Annotated in this window: 14 protein-coding genes; 1 reads left to right on the forward strand and 13 read right to left on the reverse strand. The window is 69.0% G+C overall.

Annotated features, from left to right (window positions below):
- Nucleotides 1-100: 100 nt before the first annotated feature.
- Complete coding sequence (locus tag AC07OX_RS23360) at nt 101-895, forward strand: hypothetical protein (protein ID WP_495262056.1); 795 nt, start codon at nt 101-103, stop codon at nt 893-895.
- A 15-nt stretch (nt 896-910) separates the two neighbouring features.
- Here the strand turns inward: AC07OX_RS23360 and AC07OX_RS23365 are convergent, their stop codons facing one another.
- Genes AC07OX_RS23365 through AC07OX_RS23425 form a run of 13 tightly spaced genes read right to left on the reverse strand, consistent with a single transcriptional unit; the run spans nt 911 to nt 12,712 of the window.
- A complete protein-coding gene (locus AC07OX_RS23365; RefSeq protein ID WP_495262057.1) occupies nt 911-1,888 on the reverse strand; it encodes a 2-dehydropantoate 2-reductase in 978 nt (325 codons plus the stop codon).
- Nucleotides 1,889-1,901: 13 nt separating this feature from the next.
- A complete protein-coding gene (locus tag AC07OX_RS23370; protein ID WP_307696513.1) occupies nt 1,902-2,690 on the reverse strand; it encodes a class II aldolase/adducin family protein in 789 nt (262 codons plus the stop codon).
- Nucleotides 2,691-2,708: 18 nt separating this feature from the next.
- Nucleotides 2,709-3,701: a Bug family tripartite tricarboxylate transporter substrate binding protein gene (locus AC07OX_RS23375; protein ID WP_390347331.1), complete on the reverse strand. Its 993-nt coding sequence runs from the start codon at nt 3,699-3,701 to the stop codon at nt 2,709-2,711.
- Between the two features lie 37 nt (nt 3,702-3,738).
- Entirely contained in the window at nt 3,739-5,472 is a 1,734-nt protein-coding gene (ilvD, locus tag AC07OX_RS23380; protein ID WP_495262058.1) for a dihydroxy-acid dehydratase, read from the reverse strand.
- Nucleotides 5,473-5,509: 37 nt separating this feature from the next.
- The gene (locus AC07OX_RS23385) at nt 5,510-5,977 is read right to left on the reverse strand and encodes a nuclear transport factor 2 family protein (RefSeq protein WP_159273486.1); all 468 of its coding nucleotides are present in this window, start codon (nt 5,975-5,977) and stop codon (nt 5,510-5,512) included.
- Nucleotides 5,978-5,998: 21 nt separating this feature from the next.
- Complete coding sequence (gene hpaI / locus AC07OX_RS23390) at nt 5,999-6,820, reverse strand: 4-hydroxy-2-oxoheptanedioate aldolase (RefSeq protein ID WP_492682411.1); 822 nt, start codon at nt 6,818-6,820, stop codon at nt 5,999-6,001.
- 11 nt (nt 6,821-6,831) lie between these two features.
- The gene (gene hpaH / locus AC07OX_RS23395; protein ID WP_062476860.1) at nt 6,832-7,635 is read right to left on the reverse strand and encodes a 2-oxo-hept-4-ene-1,7-dioate hydratase; all 804 of its coding nucleotides are present in this window, start codon (nt 7,633-7,635) and stop codon (nt 6,832-6,834) included.
- 17 nt (nt 7,636-7,652) lie between these two features.
- Nucleotides 7,653-8,060, reverse strand: coding sequence for a 5-carboxymethyl-2-hydroxymuconate Delta-isomerase (locus tag AC07OX_RS23400; protein ID WP_495262059.1), 408 nt, complete (start codon nt 8,058-8,060; stop codon nt 7,653-7,655).
- A gap of 13 nt (nt 8,061-8,073) precedes the next feature.
- Entirely contained in the window at nt 8,074-8,901 is an 828-nt protein-coding gene (locus AC07OX_RS23405; protein ID WP_062476853.1) for a DODA-type extradiol aromatic ring-opening family dioxygenase, read from the reverse strand.
- Entirely contained in the window at nt 8,898-9,233 is a 336-nt protein-coding gene (locus tag AC07OX_RS23410; protein ID WP_159273489.1) for an aromatic ring-opening dioxygenase subunit LigA, read from the reverse strand. Before AC07OX_RS23410 ends, AC07OX_RS23405 begins: the two co-directional genes overlap by 4 nt.
- 2 nt (nt 9,234-9,235) lie before the next feature.
- On the reverse strand, nt 9,236-10,210 hold the full coding sequence (locus tag AC07OX_RS23415; protein ID WP_495262060.1) for a Bug family tripartite tricarboxylate transporter substrate binding protein: 975 nt from the start codon (nt 10,208-10,210) through the stop codon (nt 9,236-9,238).
- Nucleotides 10,207-11,673 carry a 5-carboxymethyl-2-hydroxymuconate semialdehyde dehydrogenase gene (gene hpaE / locus AC07OX_RS23420; RefSeq protein WP_495262061.1) on the reverse strand — a complete coding sequence of 489 codons (1,467 nt, stop codon included), beginning with the start codon at nt 11,671-11,673 and terminating at the stop codon, nt 10,207-10,209. The genes AC07OX_RS23415 and hpaE overlap by 4 nt, the downstream gene beginning before the upstream one ends.
- Before the next feature lie 37 nt (nt 11,674-11,710).
- Entirely contained in the window at nt 11,711-12,712 is a 1,002-nt protein-coding gene (locus tag AC07OX_RS23425) for a Bug family tripartite tricarboxylate transporter substrate binding protein (protein ID WP_070063509.1), read from the reverse strand.
- Between the last annotated feature and the right edge of the window lie 45 nt (nt 12,713-12,757).

Genomic DNA, 12,757 nt, shown 5'->3' on the forward strand with positions numbered 1-12,757 from the left:
GCGGAGGGAAGTACCCGGTGGCCTGTGCACACGCCCCGAACATCGTCGATAGAACCGAGCCGCCCGCCGGAGACAATCCGCGCCGGAGGAAAACAGTTCAATGACCCATTCGACGAAGAAACGAACGCCGTCGCGTGCCGCACGGCATGCCCTCGGCCTGGCGCTGGCCATCGCCGGCTTCTCGGCGCAAGCCCAGACCGAAGCGGCTGCACCGCCCATGGCCGCAGCCTCGGCACCCGCCGAAGCCACCCCTGCCGCAACCCCATCCCAAACCCGCGTCCGCTACCTGCGCATGCCCCAGCAGAGCGGCGCCGATCACCTGCGCGTGGTGCGCCGCGAAGACACGGTGGGCCGCGTGGCCGGCCAGGTCGCGCTGAACGTCGCGTTCGCCGTGCTCGGCACCGGCGCGGCCGTGCAGGGTTTCTCGAAGGACGGCCTCGGCGGCACCACGCTCGAAGCGTTGCGCGACGACCCGGTGAGCGTCAACCCGGCCATGAGCGACCTGCAGGAGGCCCTGAGCAAGATCGCCACCGACATCTACCGCCGCCGCACCGAGACCGCGCTCGCCACCGCGCTGACCGACGGCTCCACGCCCGAAGAGATCGAGGCCGCGCGCCAGACGCCGAAGGAGGCCGACTCGCCGCTGGTCCCGGGGTCGTGGCACCTCGTCTACGAAAACCTGATGGGCTCGGACGAACTGTTCCGGCTCAAGTTCGGCGCCTCGCTGGGGCGCGCGGGCTTCATGCGCCCGCCGATCGGCTGCAGCTACGAATCGGAGCCGCTGGCCTGGACCCAGTGGCAGGCCGACGGCTGGCAGCGGCTGCGCGAGGAACGCGTGAAGATCGTGGCCCGTTGCGTCGAGGCCATCGGCGCCGCGCCTGAAAACCGCTGGTAATCAGCGGCAGTTCGCTCAGTACAACCCGAGCTGCCGCGTGCGCAGCCGCGCCAGCCCCAGCAGCGCATCGGTGAACGGCGTGGCCACGCCCGTCAGCTCGCCCAGCTCGCGCACCACGGTGACGAGCGCATCGAGCTCCACCGAACGGCCCGCCTCCACGTCCTGCAGCATCGAGGTCTTGAACGCGCCGAGCTTCATCGTCACCGCGTGCCGGTCTTCGGGGCTCTGCGTGATCTCGATGCCGATGCGCCGGCCGATCTCCTTGGCCTCGAGCATCACGGCCGAGATGAACCCGCGCACATAGTCGTCGCCCATGATCAGGTCGGTGGTGGCACCGGTGAGCGCGCTGATCGGGTTCACCGTCATGTTGCCCCACAGCTTGAACCACACGTCCTTCTGGATCTGCGGCGACAGCGTGGTGTCGATGCCCGTGCTCTTGAGCAGTTCGACCAGCTTCTGCACGCGCGGCGTCGCCTCGCCCGAAGGCTCGCCCACGATCAGCCCGTTGCCGAAGTGGTGCCGCACCACGCCCGGCCCGTCGAGCGAGCAGCTGGCGTGCACCACGCAGCCGATCACGTTGCGCGAGGGAATGGCCTTCGCAATGGCGCCTTCGGGGTCGACGGCCGCGAGGCGGTGCCCCGTGATCTCGCCGCCGAAGCCGCCTTCGAGGAACCACCACGGCACGCCGTTCATGGCCACCAGCACGATCGTGTCGGGGCCGATCAGCGGCCCGATGCGTTCGGCCACACCGGCCAGCGCGGGCGCCTTCACGGCGATCACCACCAGGTCTTGAACACCCAGTGCCTCGGGGTCGGCCACCGCGTTCACCGGCACGCGCGTGCGCACGTCGCCGCGCATCAGCGAGAGGCCGTCGCGCTGGAGCGCATCGAGCGTGGCGCCGCGCGCCACCACGTTGAGACGCTGGCCTGCCTGTGCGAGGCCGACGCCGATCCATCCGCCGATCGCGCCGGCGCCGTAGATGCAAATCTTCATGGGAACAGGCGCCTCAGTTGCGGTAGCTCGGGTCGATGCGGTCCACCTGCCGCACCAGCGCATTGAACACGTCCTGCCCGGCACCGTGCGCGGGGCTGAACTGCAGCGCGTCGCGCGTGCAGCGCTGCGCGATCTCTTCGCTCACCGGAATCGCGGCGCCCATCGAGAAGGTCGCCATCTGGATCTCGCAGGCGCGCTGCAGCGTCCACAGGATCGCGAAGGTCTGCGGCAGCGTCTGGCCCCAGGCCAGCAGGCCGTGGTTGCGCAGGATCACCGCGTTGCGCTCGCCGATGCTCTTGAGCAGGCGCGGGCCCTCGTCGGCATGGATCGTGATGCCCTCGAAGTCGTGGTACGCCACCATGCCGTGCAGCTGGGCGGTATAGAAATTGGTCTGCTGCAGGCCGCCCTGCAGGCAGGCCACGGCCACGCCGGCCGTGGTGTGCGTGTGCATCACGCAGTGCGCGCCGGGCAGGCCGTCGTGGATGGCCGCATGCACCACGAAGCCGGCCGGGTTCACCGGGTAGGTCGAGCCGTCGAGCACCTTGCCCTGCAGGTCGATCTTCACCAGGTTGCTGGCCGTCACCTCGCTGTAGTGCAGGCCGAAGGGGTTGATGAGGAACTGCTTCTCGCCACCCGTCACGCTGTCGGGCAGCCGCACCGTGATGTGGTTGTAGATCATCTCGGTCCAGCCCAGCATCGCGAACACGCGGTAGCAGGCCGCGAGCTCCTCGCGCGCGGCGCGCTCGTCGGGATGGATCGAGGGATGGACCAGCGCCGACGGCGCGGTGGCGAGTGTGTTCATGGCAGTTCCTTCATGTGATCAACCTTCAGCCGTGAAGCCGACCTCTTTCACGATCGGCGCCCACTTGGCGGTGTCCTTCTTCAACAGATCGGCCAGCTCGGCCGGCGTGGAAGACATGGCTTCCAGGCCGAAGGTGCCGAGGCCGTCGATCACGTCCTTCTGTGCGAGCGCGTTCTTCATCGCCGTGTTGAGCTTCGTCACCAGCTCGGGCGAGGCCTTGGCCGGCAGGAAGAAGGCGAACCATTCGCTGTGCGCCATGTTCTTGATGCCCTGCTCGCCGAAGGTCGGCACATCGGGCGCGAAGCGGCTGCGCTTGGCACCCGACACGCCCAGGATGCGCACCTTGCCCGATTGCAGGTGCTGCGTGATGTCGCCGATGGGGCCCGACACCGCCGAGATGTTGCCGCCCAGCAGGTCGAGCATGGCCGGCTGCGTGCCGCGGTAGGCCGCGTGCTTGAGCTCGACGCCGCCCTGCTTGCCCAGCAGCGCACCGATGAAGTGCGGCGTGGAGCCCGCGGCCGGCGAGCCGTAGTTGGCGCCGGCCGGGTTGGCCTTGGCCCAGGTGAGGAACTCGGGCACCGTCTTGATGGTGGCCGGCACGGCCGGGCCCACCGCGAAGCCGAAGTCGAAGATGCAGGCCAGGCTCACGGGCGTGAGGTCGACCATCGGGTCGTAGGGCAGCTTCTTGTAGATGTGCGGGTAGATCGTGAGGATCGACGTGGGCGTCTGCAGGATGGTGGTGCCGTCGGCCGGGCGGCCCTTCACGTAGCTCACGGCGATCTGGCCGCCCGCGCCGGTGCGGTTCTCGACCACGGCGGTCTTGGCGTAGTCGGGGCTCAGCTTCAGCGCGATGCGCCGGCAGGTGGTGTCCGAGGTGCCGCCGGCCGCGAAGCCGGTGACGATGGTGGCGTTCTCGAGCGCGGCAGCCTGCGCAAAGGCCTGCTGGCCGAGGCTGGCGAGCAGCGCCGAAGCGCCGGTGGACTGCAGCATGTGGCGGCGGGTGAAGGTCATGTCTGTCTCTTTTCGGGATGGTGAGGAGGGAACAGGATCACGACTCGTCGCGCAGCCAGGTGACCGCGCCCGAGTGGGTCACGGCGCCCTGGTGGGCAGGGCGCACGGTGAGCGCGTATTTTTCCAACAAACCACCGTGCGCCGCCCCCGCGTTTACCTCACGTCCGGCCAGCCGCGACGCGATTTCTTCGGCGCTCAGTTCGACCGAAATGCTGCGCGCCGCGGCGCGCGCATCGATGGCCACCATGTCGCCGTCGCGCAGCACCGCGATCGGCCCGCCGTCGGCCGCCTCGGGCCCCGCGTAGCCGATGCACAGGCCGCGCGTGGCGCCCGAAAAACGCCCGTCGGTGAGCAGCGCCACCTTGTCGCCCATGCCCTGGCCGTACAGCAGCGCGGTGATGCCCAGCATCTCGCGCATGCCGGGGCTGCCCTTGGGGCCTTCGTTGCGGATGACGATCACGTCGCCCGCTTCGTAGCGGCGGTTCTGCACCGCCGCCTGCGCTTCTTCTTCCGAATTGAAGACGCGCGCCGGGCCGCGGTGCACCAGCGTCTTCAGGCCCGCCGTCTTGAGCAGCGCGCCGTCGGGGCACAGGTTGCCCTTGAGCACGGCCAGCCCGCCGTCGCGCGTGATCGGGTTGCCCGCTTCGCGCACCACGCGGCCGTCGGGCGCGGCGGCGTCGGCCACTTCCTCGGCCAGCGTGCGGCCGGTGAAGGTGAGGGCGTCGCCGTGCAGGAAGCCCTGCTCCAGCAGCGCGCGCAGGATCACGCCCGCGCCGCCGATGTAGTACACGTCGCGCGCCAGGTACTGGCCGCCGGGGCGCAGGTCGGCAATGAGCGGCGTGCGCGCGAAGATCTCGGCCACGTCGTCCAGGTGGAACTTGATGCCGGCCTCGTGCGCGATCGCCGGCAGGTGCAACGCCGCGTTGGTCGAGCCGCCCGTGGCCGAGACCACGGCGCAGGCGTTTTCGAGCGCCTTGCGCGTCACGACGTCGCGCGGCAGCGGGCCGTCGCCCATCACCGCCTTCATGAGTTGCTTCGCGGCGCGGCGCATCAGCGGCGCGCGTTCGCTGAACACTGCGGGCACCATGCTCGAGCCGATGGGCGCCAGGCCCAGCGCCTCCGACACCATGCCCATGGTGTTGGCCGTGAACTGCCCCGCGCAGGCGCCGGCCGTGGGCAGGCAGGCGCGGCTCATGGCGTCGAGCTCGTCGTGCGTGGCGGTGCCAGCCAGCACCTTGCCGATGGTCTCGTAGGTGTCGACCACGTTCAGGTCGCGGCCATCGGGCCCGGGCATCTGGCCCGGCAGCGCCGAGCCGCCATGCACGAACACGCTGGGCACGTTGCAGCGGACCATGCCCATCATCAGCCCCGGCAGGTTCTTGTCGCAGGCACCGATGGCGAAGATGCCGTCCCACTGGTGGCCGCGCGTCGAGGCCTCCACGCTGTCGGCGATGAGCTCGCGCGAGATCAGCGAGAAGCGCATGCCCGAGTGCGCCATCGTCAGGCCGTCGCTCACCGAAACCACGGGGCATTCGTGCGGCGTGCCGCCGCCCGCGTAGATGCCGGTCTTGGCGTGCTGCGCCTGCTCGCGCAGGTTGAGGTTGCACGGACTCATCTCGCCGCCCGTGTGGAACACGCCGACGTGCGGGCGCGCGATGTCCTCGTCGTCCTGGCCCAGCGCGTGCAGGAAGCTGCGCGTGGTCGCGCGGATCGTGCCCTCGCGGATGGTCGCGGAGCGGAAGCGTTTCGTGGGGTCGGTGGGCGTGGTCATGCGGCTGGCGAAGGCTGGCTCGTGGAAGGGCGGGGCGTCAGAACATGCCGTTCTTGTTCGCGGCGGTCTCGGGCACGGGTTGCACCACGTCCCAGTGCTCGACGATCTTGCCGTTCTCGAGCTTGAAGATGTCGACGATGGCGCTGCCGCGCGTGCCCGGCTCGCGCACCGCGTTCACATGCAGGATCACGTAGTCGCCGTCGACGAAGCTGCGCTTGATCTCGCTCTTCGAGTTCGGAAACTTCTCGCGCAGGAAGGCGATGAACTTGCGAAAGCCCTCGGGCCCGTCGGCCGCCGTCGGGTTGTGCTGCACGTAGCGGTTGCCCACGTACTGCAGTGCTGCGTCGGCGTCCTTCTGGTTCAGGCCCTTCTCGTAGAAGGCGAGCACGGTCTGGCGGTTGGCTTCCTGCCGGGCCTGCGCGGTCGAGGCCGGGCCCGTCTGGGCGCAGGCGCCTAGAAGCAGGGCGGCAGCTGCGGCGAAAGCCGCGAGGGTGGTGCGTCGCATCGAAATTTCCTTGACGGTGGATCAGTAGCCGTTGGGCGCGGTGGCGCCCGGCGCGGCCTTGTACTTCGCCAGCAGTTGCTTGGCGGCAGCCGCGAGCAGGATCGTGTCGACGCCCACGGCCACGAACAGCGCACCGGCCGCGAGCCACTTGCGCGCCTGCTCCTCGGTGGTCGACAGGATGCCGGCCGCCTTGCCGGCCTTGCGGATGCGCGCGATGGCGTCGGCGATCGCGGCCTGCACCTCGGGGTGGTTGGGCTGGCCCACGAAACCCATCGAGGCCGACAGGTCGGCCGGGCCGATGAACACGCCGTCCACGCCCGGCGTGGCCGCGATGGCGTCGAGGTTCTTCATCGCTTCGACCGTCTCGGCCTGCACCAGCAGGCAGGTCTGCGCGTTGGCTTCGTGCAGGTAGTTGGGGTACGCCTGCCAGCGCGAGGCACGCGCCAATGCGCTGCCCATGCCGCGGATGCCTTCGGGCGGGTAGCGCATGCCCTGCACCAGTTGCGCGGCCTGCTCGGCGGTGTCGACCATCGGCACCAGCAGCGTCTGCGCGCCGATGTCCAGGTACTGCTTGATCAGCGTGGTGTCGCCGACCGGAATGCGCACGACGGGGTGCGAGCGCTGCGCGTCGGGCTGCGCCGACCACGCGCTGGAGATGCCCTGCAGCTGCGCGAGCACCGAGCGCACGTCGTTGGGCGCGTGCTCGCCGTCGACCAGCAGCCAGTCGTAGCCGGTGCCGGCCAGCAGCTCGGCCACGTAGCCGTCGCCCAGGCCGACCCACAGGCCGATCTGGGGTTGGCCGGCTTGCAGGGCCTGCTTGAAGGTGTTGAGTGGGGTGTGCATGAAAAAACTCGTCAGACAAAACGGAAGGCGATGGAGCCGAGCGGGCCGTAGTCCGCGTGGAAGGTGTCGCCCGGCACGGCGTTGGTGGGGCGCGTGAACGAACCGCCCAGCACGATCTCGCCGGCTTCGAGGCATTCGTCCCACGGCGCGAGCTTGTTCGCGAGCCAGGCCACGCCGGTGGCCGGGTGGTTGAGCACGGCCGCGGCCACGCCCGATTCCTCGATCACGCCGTTCTTGTAGAGCAGCGCGCTCACCCAGCGCAGGTCGACCGCGTCGGGCTTCACCGGCCGGCCGCCGAGCACGATGCCCGCATTGGCCGCGTTGTCGGCGATGGTGTCGAACACCTTGCGCATGGCCTTGGTGTGGCGGTCGAACTGCTCGATGCGCGCGTCGATGATCTCGATGGCGGGCACCACGTAGTCGGTGGCGGCCAACACGTCGAAGATGGTCACGTTCGGCCCCTGCAGCTTCTTGCCGAGCACGAAGGCCAGCTCGACCTCGATGCGCGGCGCGATGAAGCGCGTGAACGGAATGTCGCCGCCCTGCTCGAAGAACATGTCGTCCAGCAGCGTGCCGTAGTCGGGCTCGGTGATCTGGCTGGCCTGCTGCATGGCGCGCGACGTGAGGCCGATCTTGTGGCCCTTCACGATGCGGCCTTCGGCGATCTTGTGCTTCACCCATTCGCGCGAGATGGCGTAGCCGTCCTCGATGGTCATCTCGGGGAAGCGCTTGGAGAAATGCTCGACCTGGACGCGCGACTTCTCGCTCTCGTGCAGTTCGGCGGCCAGTTGGGCGATGGTGGCGGTGGAGAGCATGGGGGCTCGCTTCTTTTTTATGATTTGTTGAACAGGGGATGCAGGTTGCTGTGCTTGCCGTCGTACACCTGCCCCGGCGCTTCGTCGATCTGCAGCGTGATGCCGATGTGGCGCTGCGTGAAGACGGGTTCGAAATGCGCGCGCACGGCGGCCAGCAGCTCGTCGCCGGCTTTCTTCTTCACCGCCTCGGAACGGCCCGAGGCCATGCGCAGGTTCAGGTACACGAAGGCGTAGTCGGCCTGGCCGTCGGCCACCGCGTAGTGCGCGGCGGGGTAGGCCAGCACGCGCGTGCCGCCGGTGGGGAACACCGGCTTGCCGGCCTCGTCGCGCTGTTCGAGCATGGTGTCGGCCAGCGTGCGGCACAGCGCCGACAGGTCGGTCTCGGCCTCGATGTTGGGCGTGTACAGGATCACCAGGTGCGGCATGGTCGTGCTCCGTTCAAACCACCGACATCGTCGCGGCCGTGCAGGTCACCGCGAAGATCGGGATGGCCTTCATGTGGAAGATCTCGCCCTTGCCGCGCGCGGCCGCGGCCACGCTCAGGAAGGTGCGGATCTCGAAGCCGCCCTGGCCCGCTTCGCGGTAGGTGGCCTCGTCGCCGTAGTCGGCCTGCGAGAGCAGCGCCTCGCGGTCGTTGGCGCACCAGCGGCGCATGAACTCGGCGTCCCACTCGGCATTGACCTTGCCCGAGTCGGGCGTGGCCGGCCAGTGCGAGATGCCGCCCGTGCCCACCAGCGCGATGCGCTCGGGCACCTTGTCGCAGGCGCGGCGCAAGGCCTCGCCGAAGGCCCACGCGCGGTGCAGCGGCGTGAGCGGCGGGCCCTGGCAGTTGATGTTCACGGGAATGACCTTGGTGTCGAAGTTCGGCGTGAGGAAGTTCAGCGGCACCATGATGCCGTGGTCGAACTTCCATTCTTCCGCGTAGGCCACGTCCACGGTCTGCATCACCTCGCGGATCAGGCGCTGCGACAGCGCGGCGTCGCCGGGGATGGTGTGCTTCTCGATGCCCAGCCACTTCGGGTCTTCGATCGGGCCCTCGTAGCTGTCGGCCATGCCGATCGCATAGGCCGGCATGTTGTTCATGAAGAAGTTCGCGAAGTGCTCGGCCGCGATGACGATCACCGCGTCGGGCTTCGTGGCGCGCATCGCCTCGCCGAAGCGATGGAACTGCGCGTGGAACTCGTCCTTCACCGCCGGGTCGGCGAGGTGCGCGCGGCCGGTGATGCCGGGGGCGTGGCTGCACACGCCTGCGAATACGAGACTCATACGCCTGCCACTTTCTCGTCGGTGCCTGTTGTCATTGCGTAGATGCCGGCGCGCACGGGCCCGTACTTGCGCACGCCTTCGCGCATCGCTTCCAGGTAGTCCGCCCATGCCACGCCGAGCAGGGGCGCGAAGTGCATCAGCAGCTGGCCGTTGCACCCGAGCACGTAGAGCTTGCCGATGTCGCCGCTGCCGATCGCCTCGCGCTCTTCGTCGTTCAGGTCGTAGCCCGCCAGCAGCGTGGCGCGCGTGTCGCCGCCTTCGCCGAAGCGGCGCTGCACGTCCGCGTCGCGGTTCAGCGCGAACAAAAATTTCTGCATCGCATAGAGGCTCATGGTCAGCCCTCGATCTGGATGTTGGCCTTGCGGATCACGTCGCCGTACTTCGCGATCTCGCTGCGGATGAACTCGGCAAAGCGCTCGGGCGTGCCCGACAGCGACGCGATGCCGCCCTTGTGGAACGCCTCGGTCACGGCCGGCGAGGCGAGCGCGCGGTTCACTTCGGCGTTCACGCGTTGCACGATGGCGTCGGGCGTGCCGGCCGGGGCCAGCAGGCCGTTCCACGAATTGGACTCGATGGCCACGCCCTGTTCGGCCAGTGTGGGTATCGCGGGCGCGTACTGCGAGCGCTGCGCGGTCGCCATGCCCAGCGCCACCAGCTTGCCGGCCTGCACATGGCCGCGGAACTCGGGCCAGTTGCCGAACATGACGGTCACCTGGCCGCCGAGCAGGTCGGCCAGCGCCGGGCCCTGGCCCTTGTAGGGCACGTGCACGATGTCCAGGCCCATCTGCAGCTTGAGCATCTCGCCCGACAGGTGGGCCGAGGTGCCGTTGCCGAAGGAGGCGAAGCTCAGCGTGCCGGGCTTGGCCTTGGCCTGATTGCGCAGGTCGGCCAGCGTCTTCAGGCCGCTGCCCGGGTGCGTGGCGAGCACGTGCTCCGACATGCCCATGAGCGCGACCGGGCGCAGGTCTTTCAGCGTGTCGTAGGGCAGCTTGCGCACCAGCGTCTGGTTGGCCGTGAAGCTGTTGGCCACGCACACGAAGCTGTGGCCGTCGGGCGCCGACTTGGCGATCGCATCGACGCCGATCACCGTGCCGGCGCCGGGCTTGTTCTCGACGATCACCGGCTGGCCCAGCGCCTTGCCGAGTTCGAGGCCGACGAGCCGCGCGACGAAGTCGGTGGTGCCGCCGGGCGTGAAGGGCACGACGATGCGCACGGGTTTGTTCGGCCATGCAGCTTGCGCGCGCGCCAGCGAGGGCAGGGCCGCGAATGCGGCGGCGCCCTGCAGCAGCGTGCGGCGTTGCGTGTTCACGCCACGCCCCAGTGCGGAATGTGATGCGAGCCCATCGACACCGCGATGTTCTTCGGCTCGCAGAACACTTCGTAGCTCCAGGTGCCGCCTTCGCGGCCCGTGCCCGAGGCCTTGGTGCCGCCGAAGGGCTGGCGCAGGTCACGCACGTTCTGGCTGTTGACGAAGCACATGCCGGCTTCGACCGCAGCGGCCACGCGGTGCGCCTTGCCGATGTTCTCGGTCCACACGTAGCTGCTCAGGCCGTAGGCGATGTCGTTGGCCAGTTCGATGGCGTGCGCCTCGTCCTTGAACGGGATCAGGCAGGCGACCGGGCCGAAGATCTCGTCCTGCGCGATCTTCATGCGGTTGTCGACGTCGGCGAACACGGTGGGCATCACGTAGTTGCCCTTCTTCACGCGGTCGGGCAGGTTGGCGGGCGCCTCGAGGCCGCCGCACAGCAGCGTCGCGCCTTCCTTCGGGCCCAGCTCGATGTAGCTGCGCACCTTGGCCAGGTGGGCTTGGGAAATCATCGGGCCGACGATGGTCTTCTCGTCGAGTGGGTCGCCCACGACGATGCGTTTGGCGCGCTCCGCGAACTTCGCGGCGAAGTCGGCGTAGATCGACTGCTGCACCAGGATGCGCGAGCCGGCCGTGCAGCGCTCGCCGTTGTTGCTGAAGATCATGAACACGGCCGCGTCGAGCGCGCGGTCGAGGTCGGCGTCTTCGAAGATCACGAAGGGGCTCTTGCCACCGAGCTCCATGCTGAACTTCTTCAGGCCCGCGCTCTTCACGATGCGGTTGCCCGTGGCGGTGGAGCCGGTGAACGAAATCGCGCGCACGTCGGGGTGCGCCACCAGCGGCTCGCCGGCTTCCTTGCCGTAGCCGTGCACGAGGTTCAGCACGCCGGCGGGAATGCCCGCTTCGAGCGCCAGCTCGCCCAGGCGCGCGGCCGTGAGCGGCGACAGCTCGCTCATCTTCAGCACCGCCGTGTTGCCGAAGGCCAGGCAGGGCGCGACCTTCCAGGTGGCGGTCATGAAGGGCACGTTCCACGGGCTGATGAGCGCGCACACGCCCACCGGATGGAACAGCGTGTAGTTCAGGTGCGTGGGCGTGGGGTAGGTGTGGCCGTCCACGCGCGTGCACATCTCGGCGAAGTAGTAGAAGTTATCGGCCGCGCGCGGGATGAGCTGCTTGCCGGTCTGCGCGATCACCTGGCCGCAGTCGTTGGTCTCGGTCTGCGCGATCTCGGGCACGTGCTTGGCGATCAGGTCGCCGAGCTTGCGGATGAGCTTGGCGCGCTCGGGCGCGGGCAGGCCGGCCCACTTGGGGAAGGCGGCCTTGGCGGCGGCCACGGCGGCGTTCACTTCGGCCTCGCCGCCCGAGGCGACTTCGGCCAGCACGTCCTGCGTGGCGGGGTTGACGGTTTCGAAGTAGTCGGCGCCTTGGACCGGCTTGCCGTCGATGAGGTGATGGATCTGTTGCATGGGCGTGAAGGTGTTGCGGCCTTGCGGCGGTGTGTCGTCAGTCGAGCTTGATGTCGCGCGCCTTGATCAGCGCGTGCCACTTCTTGCGTTCGGTGTCCACGAAGCGGGCCATCTCGGCGGCGTCCGTGGGGCGGGCTTCCCAGCCGGCGTCGTAGAGCTTCTGCTTCACGCCGGTGTCGTTCATGCTTTTGAGCAGGTCGGCGCCCAGGCGCGCCTGGATGTCTTTCGGCGTGGCGGCCGGTGCCACCAGCCCCTGCCAGGTGTAGGCCTCGACGGCGTAGCCGAGCTCCTTGGCCGTCGGCAGCTGGGGCAGCTGCGGCACGCGCTCGGACGACATGGCCAGCAGCGGGATCACCTTGCCGGCCTTCACGGCGCTGATGCCGCTGGGCAGGTCGAGCATCATCAGCGGCACCTGGTTGCCCATGAGGTCCTGCAGCGCGGGCGCGCCGCCCTTGTAGGGAATGTGCAGCAGCGACACGCCGGCCTCGCGCTGGAACAGTTCGTAGGCCAGGTGGTGCGGGCTGCCGGTGCCCGGCGTGGCGATGCTGTACTTGCCCGGCGAGGCCTTGAGCGCCGCGATGAGCGCCTTGGCGTCGCTGAAGCCCGCGCCCGGCGCGGCCGTGATGATCAGCGGCGAGCGGCCCATCATGCCGAGCAGTGCGAAGTCTTTTTCGGCGTCGTAGGGCAGCTTCTTGTAGAGCGCGGGGTTGTAGACCAGCACGCCGTTGTCGGCCGAGAACACGGTGTAGCCGTCGCCCGGCGAACGCGCCACGTTTTCCGACGCGATGATCGCGCCCGCGCCGGGGCGGTTGTCCACCGTGACGGGCTGTGCGAGCTGCTGCGAGAGCTGCGCGCCGGCCGTGCGCGCGAGGTAGTCGGTGCCGCCGCCGGCCGGGTAGCCCACGACCCAGCGCACGGGCTTGGTCGGGTAGGCCGAGGCGGTCTGTGCCGTTGCCGCGGGTGCGAGCAGCAGCGTGGCGGCGCTGGCCGCCACGAAGGCGGCAGCAAGGCGGAAGGTCCGGGTTCTGGCGGTCGTCATGGCGGTGTGTCTCCGTTTTTTTGAAAGGGGTGGTGCAGTCAGTCC

The organism is Variovorax sp. GW821-FHT09D07 (assembly GCF_059416345.1).